Source organism: Gordonia humi (genome assembly GCF_014197435.1).
GTDB classification, from domain to species: domain Bacteria; phylum Actinomycetota; class Actinomycetes; order Mycobacteriales; family Mycobacteriaceae; genus Gordonia; species Gordonia humi.
This window is the reverse complement of the sequence record NZ_JACIFP010000001.1, coordinates 4,579,355-4,597,287: the sequence shown is the minus strand read 5'-3', so window position 1 is coordinate 4,597,287 and position 17,933 is coordinate 4,579,355. Positions and strand designations below refer to the sequence as shown.

The window sequence follows — 17,933 nt, the reverse complement described above, 5'->3', positions numbered from 1 at the left end:
ATGACCGTCGCCGACCTGTCGATCCTGGTCGGCGCCGGTTTCCTCGCCGGACTCGTCGGCTACGTGACGGGACTGGCGAGCATCATCAGCTATCCGGCCCTGCTGTTCGTGGGGTTGGGGCCGTTGGCCGCCAATGTGACGAACACCGTCGCGCTGGTGGCCGTCGGCATCGGCAGTTTCGCCAAATCCGGTCGCGACCTGGTCGATCACCTCGGCGGGCGGGCGCTCGCCCGCAGCGGAGGTGCGGCCCTGGCCGGGGGAGCGGTCGGCGCGCTGCTCCTGCTCGTCGCGCCGGACGGCGTCTTCGCGGTGGTCGTGCCGTACCTCGTCGCGTTCGCCTCGATCGCCCTGCTGATCCAGCCCAGACTGCGGACGTGGATCTCCGGCGGCGTCGACCGTCCCGTGCTATGGCTGATCTGCGTGTTCGCGGTATCGGTGTACGGCGGCTACTTCGGTGCGGGCGCCGGTGTCGCCTTCGTCGCGTTGGCTCTGCTGGTCACCTCGCTGCCGCTGCCGCGGGCCATGATCCTGAAATCGACGCTGCTCGGCATCGCGAACGGGGTCGCCGCGGTCGGCTTCATGATCTTCGGCCCCGTCGAGTGGGCGGCCGTGGCGGCGATGGGGCTGGGCTGTCTGGTCGGTGGTTGGGCCGGGCCTCCGGTCGTCGCCCGGCTGCCGGTCACCGCGCTCCGCATCGCCATCGGTGTCGCGGGTCTGGGGCTCGCCGTGTGGCTGGCCGTGAGCTGACGTCGTTCGGGTGCCGGACGGGCCGACCCGGATTCAGCCCCGCGTGGGATCCGGATAGCCCAGACGCACCGCGCGTTCGAGGATGCCGAGCGTGGCCTTCAACGACGACTCGCTGATCACCGGGAAGATCGGCTTCCACTTCGGGTGGGCGTCGGACCAGTCGTAGTACGAGGTGACTCGCGTTCCGTTCGCGATCGGGTCCAGGCGGTACCCGTAGACGTGTCCGATCGGCGGCTCGATGGTGCCGAAGATCGTCCAGGCGATCTCCCGGTCGGGCGCGTATGCGGTGATCTTCACTTCGACGTCGTATTTGCCGAGGTCCACGTCGCCGAGTGATTCGCGGTCCATGTGAACGACGAACGAGTCGCCGACCTGTGCGACGGCGTCGCCGGTGGCGGACTGCAGCATCCCGGACGCGTCGATCGCGATGTGGCCGTACGGGCGGCGGAGGACGTCGAAGATCTCGGCGGGCGGCGCGGGGACGTCCCGGGTCACTTCGATGCGTTCGTCGGTCATGACGGGCCTTTCGTTCGGGATGCGGACGTCTGCGTCGAGGCTACGGCGTCGCGCGGCGCAGCGTCAGATAGGACGTCCCCGCGAAGATCAGATCGAGCGCGAAGACGATCCCGACCAGGCTGATCGGTCGCAGGTCGACGATCCAGCGGCCGAAGGCGGGCCAGCCGTCGAAGACGGTGACCAGGAAGCACACCAGGACGATCACCAGCACGAGCGCTACCCCCGTCGCGATCAGCCACGCTGTACCGAAGCGCTTGAAGATCGTCGCGCCCCAGAATCCGATCGAGAACGCGAACATCGCGATGGTGAAGTACAGCAGGAACGCGACGGCAGGCGTCTGGTCCCAGATCCACGGCAGGTAGAAGAAGTAGCCGTTGAATCCCCACCCGTCGGTGGCGCGTTCGATCAGTCCGCCGATGAGGAACGTCACGGACAGGACCGCCGAGGTGATGACGGCCGTCGCGTAGGTGCCGAGGTAGAACTCGCGGCGGGTGATGCTCATGGCCTGGGAGAACGGGAATGAGAACGCCAACGCCTGAATCCCCACCGCCAGGAAGTACCAGAGCGGTGCCTGCGAGCCGCCGCCGTACATGGGTTCGGTGGAGCCGTCGTCCACGGCGAGCGTGATGATGCCGTAGATCATCAGGCTGATCGCGAACGCCGAGCCTAGGATGGTGAGCGGGAGGTACACGAAGGTCTGCTTGTTCAGCAGCTGCATCCGCACCACCTTGCCGATGCGGTTCGGCGACGAGGTGCGCGTGGGGGCGAGAGTGGTGGTCATCGGGTTGCTCCTGTCTGCTCGGAGTGCTGGGTGAATCGGACGATCAGTTCTTGCAGCGACACCGTCGACGTGGTCAGCCGCAGGGCGTCGAGGCGGCGGCGGTCGTCGTCGGTGAGGGTGCCGAGGACCGTCGACGATGCGACCGGCCCGAGGGTCTCGCGGTGGAGCTCCTCACGGCCGACGATGAACTCGTCGACCGCCGGCGCCGGGCCGACGACGGTCACCGCGCGGCAGCGGAGGGCGTCGGCGTCCTCGTCGAGGACGAGTGCGCCGTCGTCGACCACCAGGACGCGCTCGATGAGATCGGAGATCTCGTCGATCAGATGGCTCGACAGGACGATGGTGCGCGGATGCTCGGCGTAGTCGGCGAGCAGTCGGTCGTAGAAGATCTGTCGGGCGACCGCGTCGAGGCCGAGATACGGCTCGTCGAAGAATGTGATCTCGGCGCGAGACGCCAGTCCGATGATCACGCCCACCGCGGACAGCTGTCCGCGCGAGAGCTTCTTGATCCTGGTCTTCATCGGCAGGCGGAACTCGGTGATGAGGCGCTGCGCGAACTCGTCGTCCCAGTGGGGGAAGAACAGCTTCGCCGCGGCGAACGCGCGGAACGGTCGCGAGTCGTCCGGGTACTTCTGGCTCTCCCGGACGAAGCACACGCGGCTCAGCGCACGGGCGTTCTCGTACGGCTCCTCGCCGTAGATCCAGGCGTGGCCGGAGGTCGCGAAGTTCTGTGCGGTCAGGATCGACATGAGCGTCGTCTTGCCCGCTCCGTTGCGGCCGAAGAGTCCGCAGATCGTGTTCTCCGGGATGTCGAAGTCGACGGAGTCGAGGGCGACGACGTCGCCGTAGGTCTTGGTCAGGCCGCGGGCGCTGACGGCACTGGTGCCTGTACTGGTCATCGGGGGTCTCCTTCCGGGGAGTGGTGGGCCGAACGGTCGAGAATGAGGGCGACGAGGTCGTCGGGCGCCAGGCCCAGACGGTCGGCCTCGGACAGCAGGGGTTCGATGAAGCGGTCGGCGAACGCCTGCTGTCGTTCGCGCCGGAGCAGGTCGCGGGCGCCGGTCGCCACGAACATGCCGACGCCGCGTCGTTTGTAGAGGACTCCCTTGTCGACCAGCATGTTCACGCCTTTCGCTGCTGTCGCCGGATTGATTCGGTAGAACGCGGCCAACTCGTTGGTCGACGGTGCTCGGGACTCCTCGTCGAGGCTGCCGTCGATGATCGAGTCCGACACGGTGTCTGCGATCTGATGGAAGAGGGGTCTGCCGTCGTCGATCATGCACACCTCCCTGTTCTCTGGTTAGTTACTTGACTAACTAACCATGCAGCTGTTCGGAGGATATGTCAAGGGGTGTGCGATTCTGGGCGGGTGGATAAGCGATGCCCGTGTGGAAGCGGAGAGACGCTCGACGCCTGCTGTGGCCGGTATCTCGGCGGGGCGGCGGCGCCGACGGCGGAGGCCCTGATGCGCAGCAGATTCACCGCGTTCGCCGTCGGCGACGAACCGTATCTGCTGGCGTCCTGGCATCCGAACACGCGGCCGGACGGCTGCGCGATCGACCCGGGGACGCGCTGGCTGCATCTGAGCATCGACGACGTCGTCGACGGCTCGCCGTTCCACGACAGCGGCGTCGTGGAGTTCACCGCCGTCTACCGTGACGCCGACGGTCGTGGCGATCTGCATGAACGGAGCACTTTCGCACGCGTCGACGGGCGCTGGTTCTACGTGTCGGGCGTGCATTCGTAGGGGCGTCACGGCCCTCGAGGCTTGTATTCAATTGATCGGTTGACAAATCCGGTCTGCAAGCGTCTACTTGTATTCAACCGGCGAGTTGAATAAGGAGTCGACGCGATGTCCGACGATCAGTTGTCGCAAGTCTTCTCGGCCCTGGCCGATCCGACGCGGCGCGACATCATCGCCCGGTTGAGTGCGGCCGACGCCACCGTCAACGAGTTGGCGCAGCCGTACGACGTGAGTCTTCAGGCGGTGTCCAAGCACATCCGAGTGCTCGAGGACGCCGGTCTGGTGACACGTACTCGCGACGCCCAGCGTCGCCCCGTCCACCTGGACGCGGAGGTGTTCGATCTGATGACGAAATGGATCGAACGCTATCGGCGGCAGGCGGAGGCGAGATACCAGCGGCTCGACGCGGTGCTCGCCGAGATGAACGAATCACCCCGCACGTCCCGTCCCGAGGAGGACGCATCATGAACGCACACCCGCAGGCGTCGATCGACGCCGACCCGACCCTTCCGCTCGTCCGCATCACTCGAGACTTCGCGGCGACTCCCGCCCAACTCATGCGGGCGCACACCCATCCCGAGCTGTTCTCCCGCTGGGTGGGCCCCGACGGCATGACCAATCGCATCGTCACCTGGGACGCTCGTAACGGCGGCGAGTGGCGGTACGTCGCGGGCCGCGACGGCGAGGAGTACGGCTTCCGCGGCTGCTTCCACACCATCGGCGACGACGTCATCGTCCAGACCTTCACGTTCGAGGGAATGCCCGACGACGTCTCGCTCGAGACCCTGCGATTCGAGGATCTCGGCGACGGCCGGACGCGGTTGCACGCGCAGTCGCTCGTCGACAGCATGGAAGGACGCGACGCCTGGCTGGCATCAGGGATGGAGGTCGGCGTCGACCAGGGGTACGTCAAGCTCGACGCGCTGCTCGCGGACGAGGGCCGATGAGTGCGCTGACCGAGGCGACGCCCGCCGAGCGCCATCGGATCGTCGCTTCCGGATTCGCCGAGCAGGTCGCCGCGACCGCGGACTGGAGTGCGCGCAGTCCGGTCCCGGAATGGACGGCCCGCGACGTCGTCGGGCACCTGACCGGATGGCTGCCCGAGTTCCTGGCGGCCGGCGGCGTCGCTCTCCGGTCGGTCACGTCGGTCGACGAGGCTCCGACGACGGCATGGACCGAGCATGCTGCGGCCGTCCAGGAGCTGTTCGACGCCGACGACGCCGACCGTGAGTTCACCCACCCGTACCTCGGCACCTCATCGCTCGAATCGACGATCGATCGGATCTACACCGCCGACGTGTTCATGCACACGTGGGATCTCGCACGGGCGGGTGCCAGGCGCCCCGATCTCGATCCCGAGTTCGCGACCGTGCTCCTGGACGGGCTGCGCCAGATGGAGGGCGTCCTGCGATCCTCCGGTCAATACGGTCCGGCGCATGCGGTTCCCGGCGACGCCGACCCCGTCGTCGCGCTGGCGGCGTTCATCGGTCGCGATCCGAACTTCTGAGGTGCGGCCGCAGTTCCGCGCAGAGCGTCTGTCGCGTCCCGTGTCGCGATGTGCCGTTCGCTGAATTCGTCGACTCGTGAGAACGGACCATTGCTGTGGGTCCGCCGCTCACCGGCCGAGACCCGATGTTCGTCAATTGAACTCACGCGGGGCGAAACCCTTCACCGGGTGAGCTCGGTGCGACATCGTCGAAGTCATGACCACATTCATCGACCGTGCCGTCGTCACCGCCGGAGTCGAGTTCGACCTGGCGCAGATCGGCCCGACGCACGGTGCCACGATCTCCGGATTCGACGTCGCGTCCGCCTCCGACGCACAGATCGCCGCGCTGCGCGTCGCTCTCGCCGACTACAAGGTGCTGGTCCTGCGCGGCCAGGACCTCACCGACGCCGAGCACGTCGAGTTCGCCGCCCGACTCGGCGACCTCACCGTCGGCCACCCGGTGTGGGACAGCGGCGACGTGCCCGACGAGGTGTACGCCCTCGACAGCAGCGACAACGGGTTCGCCGACGTCTGGCACACCGACGTGACGTTCATGCCGCGCCCGCCCGCCGCGTCGATTCTCCGGCCGCTGGTGCTGCCCGACCTCGGTGGCGACACGAACTGGGCCGATGCCGCGGCCGCGTACGCCTCGCTGTCGGCACCGATGCAGCGCCTGGCCGACGAACTCGTGGCCGTGCACGACGGCGAACGCGAGTTCGGGTACTACCTGCAGCAGCGTCGCGCGGGCCGCGGGAACGTCTGGGACGGCCAGGAGGTGACACGACTGACGCCGGTCCGCCAGCCGGTCGTGCGCATCCATCCGGAGACCGGTCGCAAGTCGCTGTTCGTCAACCCGGGATTCACCGCGTACATCGAGGGGGTGTCCGACGCCGAGAGTCGTGGACTCCTCGACGCGTTCTACGCGCACCTGACGAAACCGGAGCACATCGTGCGACACCGGTGGAGCCTCGGCGACGTGGTGCTGTGGGACAACCGGAGCACCGCGCACTACGCGAACCGCGACTACACGCAGCGGCGTGTGATGCACCGTGTCACCCTGCGCGGCGACCGGCCTACCGGACCGCAGGGCGTCGTCGAACCGTTCGTCGAACAGGAGTCGTGAACAGGGAATACCCGTTGTCTCGTAGCGCATCTGGATTCTCGGGGTAGCGTGGAACACGTGGCAGATCAATCCACCCAAGCGCCCCAGATCAGTACCGTCGGCGAGCTCCGTGCGTCCGATCACGTCGAACGCAGTGTGCGCGACGAGATCCGGCACAACCTGCTGGCGGCCCTCCGTTCCGGCGACGACCCGTGGCCGGGCGTCCTCGGTTTCGACGACACGGTGATCCCGCAGCTCGAACGCGCGCTCATCGCCGGGCACGACGTCGTCATGCTCGGCGAGCGCGGGCAGGGCAAGACCCGCCTGCTTCGCACCCTGTCGGGGCTGCTCGACGAGTGGACGCCGGTCATCGCCGGCTCCGACCTCGACGAGCATCCCTTCACGCCGATCCTGCCGGAGTCGATCCGGCGCGCCGAGGAACTCGGCGACGACCTGCCGATCGAGTGGCGTCACCGCACCGAACGGTACCGGGAGAAGCTGGCGACCCCGGACACGTCGGTGGCCGACCTCGTCGGCGACATCGATCCGATGAAGGTCGCCGAGGGACGCAGTCTGGGCGATCCGGAGACCATTCACTTCGGGCTGATCCCGCGTTCGCACCGCGGCATCATCGCGATCAACGAGCTGCCCGACCTCGCCGAGCGCATCCAGGTGTCGATGCTCAACGTGATGGAGGAGCGTGACGTCCAGGTCCGCGGGTACAGCCTGCGACTGCCGCTCGACGTCATCGTCACCGCCAGCGCCAACCCGGAGGACTACACGAACCGCGGTCGCATCATCACGCCGCTCAAGGACCGGTTCGGCGCCGAGATCCGTACGCACTACCCGCTCGACCTGGACGATGAGATCGACGTCGTGGAGCAGGAGGCCGACCTCGTCGCGAGCGTCCCGACCTATCTGGTCGAAGCGCTCGCCCGCTTCACGCGCTACGCCCGCGAGCATCCCTCGATCGACCAGCGGTCCGGTGTCTCGGCGCGCTTCTCGATCGCGGCCGCCGAGACCGTCGCCGCGGCGGCCCTGCACCGGTCGGCGGTGACCGGGGAGGAGTTGCCCGTCGCCCGCCCGGTGGACCTGCAGTCGGTCATCGAGGTGCTGCGCGGCAAGATCGAGTTCGAGTCGGGCGAAGAGGGCCGCGAACTGGAGATCCTCGACTACCTGCTTCGCAAGTCGGTGGCCGACGTCGTCCGCGCACATCTCGGGGGAGTGGACATGCGCCCGCTGGTCACCGCCCTCGAGAACGGTCAGCCGGTGCTCACCGGCGATCGGGTGCCCGCCGCCGAGGTCATCGACGCGATCGGTGACGACGCCGCGGTGATGAAGGTGGTCGACGAGATCGCGGGTCGCCTCGACGCACTGGAACCGGCCGAACGCGCCAGCGCTCTCGAACTCGCTCTGGAGGGCCTGTACCTGGCCCGTCGGATCGGCAAGGACGAGGACGACTACGGACGCACCACCTACTCGGTGGCCGTCGTCGACGACGAGCTCGAAGCTGATGGCGCGTAACCGATTCCATCGATCCCGGTACCGCCGCTACACCGGCGGGCCGGATCCGCTCGCGCCGCCCGTCGACCTGCGGGAGGCGTTGAAGGCGATCGGCGACGACGTCATGGAGGGCGTGTCACCCGAGCGTGCGATGCGCGAGTTCCTGCGGCGAGGTGGCTCGTCGACGCGCGGTCTGGACCGGCTCGCCGAGGAGGCGAACCGCCGTCGGCGGGAACTGCTGCGGAACCGGAATCTCGACGGCACGTTCGACGAGATCCGCGAACTCCTCGACTCCGCGGTGCTGAGCGAGCGCAAGCAACTCGCCCGTGACCTCGACGACGACGCCCGCTTCGCCGAGATGCAGATCGGCAGTCTGCCCGCGTCCACCGCACAGGCCGTCCGCGAACTCTCCGACTACGACTGGCGCAGCCCGCAGGCACGCGCCGATTACGAGAAGATCTCCGACCTCCTCGGACGGGAGGCGTTGGAGCAGCGCTTCTCCGGGATGAAGGAGGCCCTCGAAGGGGCGACCGAGCAGGACCGGCAGCGGATCGCGGACATGCTCGGCGACCTCAACGAACTGCTCGACAAGCACAATGCCGGACAGGACTCGCAGGCCGACTTCGACGAGTTCATGGACAAGCACGGGGAGTTCTTTCCCGAGGGTCCGGAGAACATCGACGAACTGATCGACGCGCTGGCACGCCGGTCGGCGGCCGCGCAGCAGTTCTTCAACTCGCTCACACCCGAGCAGCAGGCCGAACTGGCCGAGCTCTCGCAGCAGGCGTTCGGTTCGCCCGAGCTGATGAACGCTCTCGGGCGGATGGACGACGCGCTGCGGCAGGCCCGCCCCGATCTGAACTGGAGCGGTTCCCAGGAGTTCTCCGGCGACGATCCGATGGGCATGGGCCAGGGCGCCGCCGCACTGCGCGACATCGCCGAACTCGAAGAACTCGCCGAGCAACTGTCGCAGGGGTACGCGGGCGCGCAGATGGAGGACATCGACCTCGACGCCCTCGCCCGCCAACTCGGCGACGAGGCGGCCGTCGACGCCCGCACCCTGTCGGAGTTGGAGAAGGCCCTGCGCGATCAGGGCTTCTTCCGCCGCGACCCCGACGGCAGCCTCAAACTCAGCCCCAAGGCGATGCGACGACTCGGGCAGGCGATCCTGCGCGACGTCGCCGCGCAGCTGTCCTCGCGGGGCGGGGACCGTCGCACGGATCTCGCCGGCCGACTCGGCGAGCCGACCGGCGCCACCCGCGAATGGGCGTTCGGCGACACCGAACCGTGGGACGTGACCCGCACCGTGACCAACGCGGTGCTGCGTACGGCTTCGGACGGCCGCGATCCCGCGGCCGGGGTCGAGATCGACGTGCGCGATGTGGAGGTCACCGAGACCGAGGCGCGGACGCAGGCAGCCGTCGTACTGCTGGTCGACACATCGTTCTCCATGGTGATGGAGGGTCGGTGGACGCCGATGAAGCGGACCGCGCTCGCCTTGAATCAGCTGATCTCCACGCGCTTCCGTTCCGACGAACTGCACCTGATCGAGTTCGGCAGGCTGGCGCGGTCGACGTCGGTCGACGAGCTGACCGGCCTGGAACCGAGGATGGAGCAGGGCACCAACCTGCACCACGCACTGATACTGGCGCACCGCCACCTGCGGCGGTTCCCTAATGCGCAGCCGGTGCTGCTCATCGTCACCGACGGTGAGCCGACCGCTCACCTCGAGTCCGACGGCGAGGCGTTCTTCTGGTATCCACCGCACCCGCAGACCATCGGACTCACCGTCCGCGAACTCGATCACCTGTCCCGGATGGGCGCCCAGATCACGTTCTTCCGGCTCGGCGACGATCCCGGTCTGGCGAACTTCATCGATCGAGTGGCCCGACGGATCGGTGGGCGCGTCGTGGCGCCCGATGTCGACGGACTCGGCGCCGCCGTGGTCGGCGACTATCTGCGTGCTCGCCGAGCCCGGTGAGTTTCACCCGCGCCGAATTGGAGGCGCTCGTCGGCACGACGGTGCCCGACTTGATCGGGCCGGGCTGCAGACTGTTGATCTCGGGAATCAATCCGGGCCTGTGGACGGCGGCGACGGGCGCGCACTTCGCGCGCCCGGGCAACCGGTTCTATCCCGCGCTCTACGCCGCCGGGATCACCGACCACCTCATCGACGCGTCCGGCGGGATGAGCGAGGCCGACGAGGCCGCGCTGACCGGCGCCGGGATCGGTATCACCAACGTCGTGGCACGGGCCACCGCGAAGGCCTCCGATCTGACCCGTGACGAGTTCGTCGCAGGCGGGAAGAACCTGCTCTCGACGGTGGAGCGGGTACGTCCGGCGGTGCTCGCGATCCTCGGCGTCACCGCGTACCGGACCGCGTTCGGGGTACGCGGCGCCGCAGTCGGGGAGCAGCCGGAGCCGCTCGCCGGCGCTCGTCTGTGGGTGCTGCCGAATCCGAGCGGCCTCAACGCTCACGAGACCGTGGCCTCGCTCGCCGCCGCGTACGGTGAGGCTGCGGACGCCGCGGGCGTCGCGCGAACGACCACGGACCTCGAACGGAGTTCTCGGCGGTCCGACGCATAGCACTGCCTGTTCGGCCGTTCTCGCCTGGACGTGCGGACGGATCCGACCGCGTCGAGCGCGGCCCGGGGCGGCCGATCTACTCGTACGGCCGTCGTCGCACGTCGACGCCGCCCATGATCGCGACGCCCTCGACGCGTACCGTCGGGGCGCCCGGAGTGCCCGGACCCGCGCTGCGATGGCCGAATCCGCCCATGATCCCGATGCCCGACACCTGCACTTCGACGTCCTCGGGGACGGTGATGTTCACCCCGCCCATGAGCGCGACGCAGCTGATCGTCACCGTCGACGCCGCGAACTCGACCTTCCGCAGATCGATCTCCACGCCACCCATGCAGGCGACGGCGCGCAGCTGTGACGCGACGACGTTGCCCACGCCCACCACAGACCCGCCGAAGATCCCGATCGCGGTGCTTCGCGCGGCGTCGCTTCGCGCGGTGTGGACCGTCGTACGTCGGCCGGTCGATTTGCTCAGGGACACCCCGTCGAGCTGGTCGAGCGGCAGATCGACGATCAGCTTCTCCAACTCGCCGCGGGTCCGGGCCGCGGCGGCGACACCGGCCCGATCGCTGTACTCGTCGGGCGTCAACGCACCCGCCGACATCGCCGACGACAGGATCGTATGAATCCTGTCGCGATCACGGTCACTGGCGCGCACCGGTGCATCGTCGTCGGCCGGCTGGGGCAGGGAGTTCGAACCACCGTCGTTCATACGATCAGTGTATGGGCGATCACGCCAGCAGCCAGGCGATCACCGCGATCACCGGAACCGACAGCACCGTCGTGACCAGCGCCGTGTCGCGCGAGAGGATCTCGCCGCGGCGGTAGCGGGTCGCATACACCAGCACGTTCTGCGCCGTCGGCAGCGCGGCGATCACCACCTGAGCGAACAGGTGGTGGCCGGTCATCCCGAACGCCCAGCGGGCCAGCACGTAGGCCAGGGCCGGCATCGCGAACATCTTCAAGGCGGACGCCAGCACGACGTCGCGACGCGGGCTCTCACCCTTCTTGAACACCGTCGCCCCGGTCAGCGTCAATCCGAAGGCGAGCAGCGCCAGCGGTACCGACGACTGGCCGAGCATGTCGAGCGGCTCCATGATCGGTTTCGGCGGGACCCACCCGATCAGAGACATGATCAGACCGGCCACGCCGCCGACCAGGATCGGATTCCGGAGCGGTACCGCGATCGTCCTCCACACCGAGGTACGACGGTTGGAGTCGAGGGCCGTGAAGTCGAGGGCGGTCAGCGCCACCGGCGAGTAGAACACGATCTGGAACAGCAGCAGCGGAGCGATGAACGATTCGTCGTCGAGTACGAAGATCGCGATCGGCAGACCCAGGTTCACACTGTTCACATACGACGACGACAGTGCCCCGATCACCGCCTCGGGCACCTCCCGCCGCAACCCCAGCCGGGCGATCGCCAGATAGACCGCGCCGGTGCCGACCGCGGTGGTCGCGGCGACGGCGAGTGTCGGCGAGAACACCGCCGACAGGTCGCTCGTCGCCAGCGAGTGCACGAGCAGCGCCGGGGTGCAGACGAAGAACACGAGTCGGGCGAGGGTCGTCGACGCGTGATCGCCCAGCACGCCGGTCCGGCCCAGAACGTAGCCGAGCCCGACGACGAGGAAGATCACGGTGAACCCGGAGACGACGCCTGACATTCCCGCAATGGTAGGGAGGAGGGCCGCGCGGGCGAGCGCTCACCTGCCTCGTTTTGCACTACGGGGGTCTCGCCGGTTAATCTGTTCGGGTTGTGTGCCGCGGTCGGATTGCCGTGGATACAGGCGATCAGCGGGTGAGGCGGGTCGGGACGTACCCGGCTGCGCCCGCGTCGAACGTGAGGAAGGCGAGAACCATGGCAGTACCCAAGCGTCGGATGTCGCGGGCTAACACCCGCGCACGTCGTTCGCAGTGGAAGGCGGACAACGTCGCACTGCAGGAAGAGAAGATCAACGGTGTGTCGCAGCGTGTGCCGCGTCGCCTCGTGAAGGCCGCCAAGCTCGGCCTGGTCGATCTCGACCGTCGCTGAGACCACTCGCGACGAAGTAGCGTAAAAGGCTGCGGCCGACGGGTGTTCACCCGTCGGCCGCAGCTTTTTCATGTCACGAACGAGTTCCGGAACGATAACGGACGCGGAAGACCCGTGCGATGTCAGTAGGTTGGTTACCGATCGAATCCAGAGAAGTCCGTGAAGCGCTGAAAGTTCGTTAGTGGGGTTGCCAGTGGGGGAGAGTTCGTCGACGCCGGAGAACGGACGGTTCCGTCCTCCGAACCCGGTTGCGAAGGCGCTCGGGATCCCGGTCAACAAGCGCGTCTTCGTCGGCGCCAGTGCGGGAGTCATCGCGATCATCCTGTGGGCCCTCATCGACGCCGACGGCGCCGACCGAGTCATCTCCGCGGCCGTCACCTGGGTCTCCGACGAACTCGGCTGGTTCTACATCGGACTCGTCGTCACCGTCGTCCTGTTCGTCGTCTGGGCCGCGCTCTCGCGCGTCGGCGGCGTCAAACTCGGACCGGACCACTCCAAGCCCGTCTACAATCTCTTCTCCTGGACGGCGATGCTGTTCGCGGCGGGGATCGGCATCGACCTCATGTTCTTCTCCGTCGCCGAACCCGTGACGCAGTGGATGCACCCGCCGACCGGAGAAGGGCAGACCCTCGAGGCCACCCGACAAGCCGTGGTGTGGACCCTGTTCCACTACGGCCTGATCGGCTGGAGCCTGTACGCGCTCATCGGCATGTCACTCGGGTACTTCGCGTACCGCTACAACATGCCGCTGTCCCTGCGTTCGGGACTGCGGCCGATCTTCGGCGACAGACTCGACGGAATCCTCGGCGACTCGGTCGACATCGCAGCCCTCCTCGGTGCCATCTTCGGACTGGCGACGAGCCTGGGCATCGGCGTCGCCCAGCTAAACGTCGGGCTCGACGACCTGTTCGGAATCGCGCAGAGTCACTGGGCACAGGCCGGGCTGATCGTCGTCGCGGTGGCGATCGCGACGCTGTCGGCGGTGTCCGGCGTCGACAAGGGCGTCAAACGGCTGTCCGAGATCAACGTGGTCATCGCTCTGGGGCTGCTGCTGTTCATTCTGATCGCCGGCTCGACGACGTACCTGATGAACGCGCTGGTGCAGAACATCGGCGACTTCGCCAGCCGCTTCCCGTCGATGGCGTTGGACACCTTCGCCTACCAAGACACCGGCGACTGGAAAGCCACCTGGACCCTGTTCTTCTGGGCCTGGTGGATCGCGTGGGCTCCGTTCGTCGGTCTGTTCCTGGCTCGCATCTCCCGCGGCCGCACCATCCGCCAGTTCGTGTTCGGCACGCTGACGATCCCGTTCGCGTTCATCCTCATCTGGATCTCGATCTTCGGGAACAGCGCGCTCGAGATCGCCCGCGGCAACGACGAGTTCGCCGACACCGCGGTCAACAGACCGGAGGAGGCGTTCTACGCGCTCCTGCACGAGTATCCGGGGGCGACGGTCCTCGTGGTGATCGCGACGTTCACCGGTCTGCTGTTCTACATCACCAGCGCCGACTCGGGCGCCCTGGTGATGTCGCACTTCAGCTCCCACGTGACCGACAACGAGTCGGACGCCGCCCGCTGGGTCCGCATCTTCTGGGCCGTGGTCACCGGCCTGCTGACGATGGCGATGCTGTTGATCGGCGGTATCACCACCCTGCAGAACGCGACGGTGATCATGGGGCTGCCGTTCGCGGTCGTCGTCGCCCTGATGATGCTCGGACTGTTCCGCGCGCTGCGCGACGAGGGCGACTGGGTGGCCTCCCGGCGCGATGCGATCACCCACGCGCTCTCGCACCGCTCCTCGGGCGGCACGGCCCTCAACTGGCGTCAGCGCGTCGAACGGCTGGTGCACTATCCCGACGCCGACGACATGCGGAGGTACTCGACGAACATCGTGTGGCCCGCGCTGCAGGATGTGGCCGCCGAACTGGTGAAGTCCGGGATGGACGCACGGACCGGCAGCGCGCACGTGGACGCCTACGACCTGGAGAGCTACCACCTCGACGTCGACTTCGGCAACGGCCGCGCCTTCCACTATCAGGTGTATCCGACGCGGCACCCGACCCCGGTGTTCGGCCGGTCGCCCGACGTCAGCGACAAGTTCTTCCGCCTCGAAGTGTTCACCGCCCAGGGCAGTGAGGGCTTCAACGTGTACGGACTCACCAAGACCCAGATCAGCTCCAACGTGCTCGATCACTACGAACGTCACCTGCACTACCTCGAAGCCGTCGGTGACGAAGCGGCGCCGCTGTCCGGAGAACAGATCATCGACTGGTCGGCGGACTTCGACGACGGCGCCGACGAGGCGGCCGCGCACACAGACCAAGACGAGGCCGGGCGGGAAGAACCGGCGAAGGAGGAATCGTGACCGCACAGACCCTGTTCATCGACGGACGATGGGAGGCCGCCGCCGACGGCGCCACCCGCGAGATCCGTTGTCCGGCCGACGGCTCGCCGGTGGGCGACGTCAGCGAGGCGAGCGCCGCCGACACCGAACGCGCGATCGCGGCGGCCCGTCGCGCGTTCGACGATCGACGCTGGGCGTCCGTGCCCGCGGCCCGACGCGGCAAGCTGCTCGGACGCCTGGCCGACGGCATCCGGGACCGCCACGAGGAGTTCGCACGCGCCGAAGCCCTCGACACCGGCAAGCGGATCGTCGAGGCCCGCATCGACATGGACGACATCGTGAACTGCTTCGACTACTTCGCCGAACTGGCGTCCAAGGACGCCGGGCGACTGGTGGACGCCGGGTCGGAGGCCGTGGTCAGCCGCATCCAGTACGAGCCGGTCGGGGTGTGCGGGCTGATCACCCCGTGGAACTACCCCCTGCTGCAGGCCGCGTGGAAGATCGGCCCGGCGCTCGCCGCGGGGTGCTCGTTCGTGCTCAAACCCGCCGAGCTGACCCCGCACACGGCGATCCTGACATTGAGACTGCTCGACGAACTGGGTCTGCCCGCGGGCGTCGGCAACCTGGTGACCGGCGCCGGCGCCCAGGCTGGAGCCCCGTTGTCGTCGCACCCGGACGTCGACATGGTCTCGTTCACCGGCGGCCTGGTGACCGGCCGAGTGATCGCCGCCTCGGCGGCGCCGACCGTCAAGAAGGTGGCGCTTGAGCTCGGCGGTAAGAATCCCAACGTCGTGTTCGCCGACGCCGACTTCGACGCGGCGGTCGACAACGCGCTCAACGCGGCGTTCGTCCACTCCGGTCAGGTGTGTTCGGCCGGCGCGCGACTGGTGGTGCAGGACTCGATCGCCGAGGAGTTCGTCGACGCCTTGGTCGAGCGTGCGCAGCAGATCCGGATCGGCGGTCCCTTCGACGATGCCGCCGAGACCGGTCCGCTGATCTCGGCGGCCCACCGCGACAAAGTGCACGCCTATGTCCAGGCCGGCGTCGCCGAAGGCGCACGCGTCCGGTGCGGCGGCGAGTTCGCCACCGGCACATCGGGATCGAGTGATCTCGACGCGGGCTTCTACTACCGGATGACCGTCCTCGACCAGGTGCGCCGCGGAATGTCCGTCGTCGTCGACGAGGCGTTCGGCCCGGTCGTCACCGTGGAGACCTTCACCGACGAGGACGACGCTGTCGCGACCGCGAACGACACCATCTACGGTCTGGCGGGCGCGGTGTGGACGCAGGACGCGGGGAAGGCGCAGCGGGTGGCGAACCGCCTCCGGCACGGCACCGTGTGGATCAACGACTTCCACCCGTATCTGCCGCAGGCCGAATGGGGCGGGTTCGGCCAGTCGGGCGTGGGGCGCGAACTCGGCCCCACCGGACTCGACGAGTACCGCGAGGCCAAGCACGTCTACCAGAACATCGCTCCCGAGGTGACCGGCTGGTTCGCCGATCGGACGAGGCAGGAGAACTGACATGACCAACGAATCCTTCGACTACCTCGTCGTCGGCGGCGGATCGTCCGGGTGCGCCGCGGCCGCCCGCCTGTCCGAGGACCCGTCCGTGCGTGTCGCGCTGATCGAGGCCGGTCCCGACGACCGCGGCGTCCCGGAGGTGCTGCAGCTGGACCGCTGGATGGAACTGCTCGAGTCCGGGTACGACTGGGACTATCCGATCGAACCGCAGGCCACCGGCAACTCGTTCATGCGGCATGCGCGTGCTCGCGTGCTCGGGGGCTGCTCGTCGCACAACTCGTGCATCGCGTTCTGGCCGCCGCGCGAGGACATGGACGAATGGGCCGACAAGTTCGGCGCCACCGGCTGGGGCGCCGACAGCGTGTGGCCGATCCTCAAACGGCTGGAGACCAACGAGGACGCCGGACCCGACGCCCCGCACCACGGCGACTCCGGACCCGTCCACCTGATGAACGTGCCGCCCGCCGACCAGTGCGGTGTGGCGCTCCTGGCCGCTGCCGAACAGGCCGGACTGCCCACCACCAGGTTCAACACCGGCACGACGGTCACCCGCGGCGCGAACTTCTTCCAGATCAACCGGCAGGCCGACGGGACGCGCGCATCATCGTCGGTCTCGTACATCCACCCGATCGCCGACCGGGCGAACTTCACGCTGCTGACCGGGCTGCGCGCCAAGCGGCTGCTGTTCGACGGTGTCCGCTGCATCGGCGTCGAGGTGGTCGACAACCAGTTCGGCAAGACGCGGACGATCACCGCCGAGCGTGAGCTCGTGCTGTCGACCGGTGCGATCGACACGCCGAAGCTGCTGATGCTGTCGGGTATCGGCCCCGCCGATCACCTGCGCGAGAACGGTGTCGAGGTGCTCGTCGACGCACCGGGCGTCGGGGCGAACCTGCAGGATCACCCGGAGGGCGTCATCTCCTGGGTCGCGCGCAGGCCGATGCCGACCGAGTCGACACAGTGGTGGGAGATCGGCGTCTTCGACATGGTCGACGACGGTCTGGATCGTCCGGACCTGATGATGCACTACGGCAGCGTGCCGTTCGACATGCACACGCTGCGCCGCGGATACCCGACGGCCGAGAACGTCTTCTGCCTCACCCCGAACGTCACGCATGCGCGTTCACGCGGCACCGTCCGCCTGCGCTCGCGCGACTTCCGGGACAAGCCGATGGTCGACCCTCGCTACTTCAGCGATCCCGAGGGCTACGACATCCGCATCATGACCGCAGGCATCCGCCGGGCTCGCGAGATCGTCGCCCAGCCCGCGATGGCCGACTGGGTCGGCGAGGAACTGTTCCCCGGGGTCGGCACCGTCGACGACGCCGCACTCGCGGACTACATCCGCGCCACCCACAACACCGTGTACCACCCGGTGGGCACCGCCGCGATGGGGTCGGCCGACGGTGCCCCGGTCGACGCGCGGCTGCGCGTCAAGGGAGTGGAGGGTCTCCGCGTCGCCGACGCCTCGGTGTTCCCCGAGCACACCTCGGTGAACCCCAACATCACCTGCATGATGATCGGCGAGCGGTGCGCGGACCTCGTGTCGGGGAGGGCGTAGGAGGCGCC

The 17,933-nt window shown here is 68.0% G+C and carries 19 protein-coding genes; 13 read left to right on the top strand and 6 right to left on the bottom strand.

Annotated features, from left to right (window positions below):
• A complete protein-coding gene (locus BKA16_RS21370) occupies nucleotides 1-747 on the top strand; it encodes a sulfite exporter TauE/SafE family protein (RefSeq protein WP_183372562.1) in 747 nt (248 codons plus the stop codon).
• A gap of 33 nt (nucleotides 748-780) precedes the next feature.
• On the opposite strand, the gene BKA16_RS21365 is transcribed toward BKA16_RS21370, so the two are convergent.
• From BKA16_RS21365 to BKA16_RS21350, 4 genes are read right to left on the bottom strand one after another with little or no spacing between them, the layout of a single operon-like run.
• Nucleotides 781-1,263, bottom strand: a complete 483-nt coding sequence (locus tag BKA16_RS21365) for an SRPBCC family protein (protein WP_183372561.1) — start codon at nucleotides 1,261-1,263, stop codon at nucleotides 781-783.
• Between the two features lie 40 nt (nucleotides 1,264-1,303).
• On the bottom strand, nucleotides 1,304-2,044 hold the full coding sequence (locus BKA16_RS21360; protein ID WP_183372560.1) for a hypothetical protein: 741 nt from the start codon (nucleotides 2,042-2,044) through the stop codon (nucleotides 1,304-1,306).
• A complete protein-coding gene (locus tag BKA16_RS21355) occupies nucleotides 2,041-2,943 on the bottom strand; it encodes an ATP-binding cassette domain-containing protein (protein ID WP_183372559.1) in 903 nt (300 codons plus the stop codon). The genes BKA16_RS21360 and BKA16_RS21355 overlap by 4 nt, the downstream gene beginning before the upstream one ends.
• A complete protein-coding gene (locus tag BKA16_RS21350) occupies nucleotides 2,940-3,323 on the bottom strand; it encodes a GntR family transcriptional regulator (protein ID WP_183372558.1) in 384 nt (127 codons plus the stop codon). Before BKA16_RS21350 ends, BKA16_RS21355 begins: the two co-directional genes overlap by 4 nt.
• 72 nt (nucleotides 3,324-3,395) lie before the next feature.
• Here BKA16_RS21350 and BKA16_RS21345 point away from each other — a divergent pair, with 72 nt between their 5' ends.
• From BKA16_RS21345 to BKA16_RS21310, 8 genes are all read left to right on the top strand, one after another.
• Nucleotides 3,396-3,791 carry a YchJ family protein gene (locus tag BKA16_RS21345; RefSeq protein ID WP_343067561.1) on the top strand — a complete coding sequence of 132 codons (396 nt, stop codon included), beginning with the start codon at nucleotides 3,396-3,398 and terminating at the stop codon, nucleotides 3,789-3,791.
• 105 nt (nucleotides 3,792-3,896) lie between these two features.
• Nucleotides 3,897-4,256 carry an ArsR/SmtB family transcription factor gene (locus BKA16_RS21340; protein WP_183372556.1) on the top strand — a complete coding sequence of 120 codons (360 nt, stop codon included), beginning with the start codon at nucleotides 3,897-3,899 and terminating at the stop codon, nucleotides 4,254-4,256.
• Nucleotides 4,253-4,735 (top strand): SRPBCC family protein, encoded by a 483-nt coding sequence (locus BKA16_RS21335; RefSeq protein WP_183372555.1) that lies wholly within the window; start codon nucleotides 4,253-4,255, stop codon nucleotides 4,733-4,735. Before BKA16_RS21340 ends, BKA16_RS21335 begins: the two co-directional genes overlap by 4 nt.
• The gene (locus BKA16_RS21330) at nucleotides 4,732-5,295 is read left to right on the top strand and encodes a maleylpyruvate isomerase family mycothiol-dependent enzyme (RefSeq protein WP_183372554.1); all 564 of its coding nucleotides are present in this window, start codon (nucleotides 4,732-4,734) and stop codon (nucleotides 5,293-5,295) included. Before BKA16_RS21335 ends, BKA16_RS21330 begins: the two co-directional genes overlap by 4 nt.
• A gap of 196 nt (nucleotides 5,296-5,491) precedes the next feature.
• Nucleotides 5,492-6,400: a TauD/TfdA dioxygenase family protein gene (locus tag BKA16_RS21325; RefSeq protein WP_183372553.1), complete on the top strand. Its 909-nt coding sequence runs from the start codon at nucleotides 5,492-5,494 to the stop codon at nucleotides 6,398-6,400.
• Nucleotides 6,401-6,457: 57 nt separating this feature from the next.
• The gene (locus BKA16_RS21320) at nucleotides 6,458-7,903 is read left to right on the top strand and encodes a magnesium chelatase ATPase subunit I (RefSeq protein WP_183372552.1); all 1,446 of its coding nucleotides are present in this window, start codon (nucleotides 6,458-6,460) and stop codon (nucleotides 7,901-7,903) included.
• Nucleotides 7,893-9,863 carry a VWA domain-containing protein gene (locus tag BKA16_RS21315; protein ID WP_183372551.1) on the top strand — a complete coding sequence of 657 codons (1,971 nt, stop codon included), beginning with the start codon at nucleotides 7,893-7,895 and terminating at the stop codon, nucleotides 9,861-9,863. Before BKA16_RS21320 ends, BKA16_RS21315 begins: the two co-directional genes overlap by 11 nt.
• A complete protein-coding gene (locus tag BKA16_RS21310) occupies nucleotides 9,860-10,468 on the top strand; it encodes a uracil-DNA glycosylase family protein (RefSeq protein WP_183372550.1) in 609 nt (202 codons plus the stop codon). Before BKA16_RS21315 ends, BKA16_RS21310 begins: the two co-directional genes overlap by 4 nt.
• 76 nt (nucleotides 10,469-10,544) lie before the next feature.
• Here BKA16_RS21310 and BKA16_RS21305 read toward each other — a convergent pair whose 3' ends face one another.
• Together BKA16_RS21305 and BKA16_RS21300 are read right to left on the bottom strand one after the other, a co-directional pair.
• Nucleotides 10,545-11,177: a DUF1707 SHOCT-like domain-containing protein gene (locus BKA16_RS21305; protein WP_183372549.1), complete on the bottom strand. Its 633-nt coding sequence runs from the start codon at nucleotides 11,175-11,177 to the stop codon at nucleotides 10,545-10,547.
• A 19-nt stretch (nucleotides 11,178-11,196) separates the two neighbouring features.
• Nucleotides 11,197-12,129, bottom strand: a complete 933-nt coding sequence (locus BKA16_RS21300) for an AEC family transporter (protein ID WP_183372548.1) — start codon at nucleotides 12,127-12,129, stop codon at nucleotides 11,197-11,199.
• Between the two features lie 194 nt (nucleotides 12,130-12,323).
• Here BKA16_RS21300 and rpmF point away from each other — a divergent pair, with 194 nt between their 5' ends.
• From rpmF to BKA16_RS21280, 4 genes are all read left to right on the top strand, one after another.
• Complete coding sequence (rpmF, locus tag BKA16_RS21295) at nucleotides 12,324-12,497, top strand: 50S ribosomal protein L32 (RefSeq protein WP_183372547.1); 174 nt, start codon at nucleotides 12,324-12,326, stop codon at nucleotides 12,495-12,497.
• A 181-nt stretch (nucleotides 12,498-12,678) separates the two neighbouring features.
• Nucleotides 12,679-14,862 carry a choline BCCT transporter BetT gene (betT, locus tag BKA16_RS21290; protein ID WP_343067560.1) on the top strand — a complete coding sequence of 728 codons (2,184 nt, stop codon included), beginning with the start codon at nucleotides 12,679-12,681 and terminating at the stop codon, nucleotides 14,860-14,862.
• Nucleotides 14,859-16,364, top strand: a complete 1,506-nt coding sequence (locus BKA16_RS21285; protein WP_183372546.1) for an aldehyde dehydrogenase family protein — start codon at nucleotides 14,859-14,861, stop codon at nucleotides 16,362-16,364. The genes betT and BKA16_RS21285 overlap by 4 nt, the downstream gene beginning before the upstream one ends.
• Nucleotide 16,365: 1 nt before the next feature.
• The gene (locus tag BKA16_RS21280) at nucleotides 16,366-17,925 is read left to right on the top strand and encodes a GMC family oxidoreductase (protein WP_183372545.1); all 1,560 of its coding nucleotides are present in this window, start codon (nucleotides 16,366-16,368) and stop codon (nucleotides 17,923-17,925) included.
• Nucleotides 17,926-17,933 lie beyond the last annotated feature (8 nt).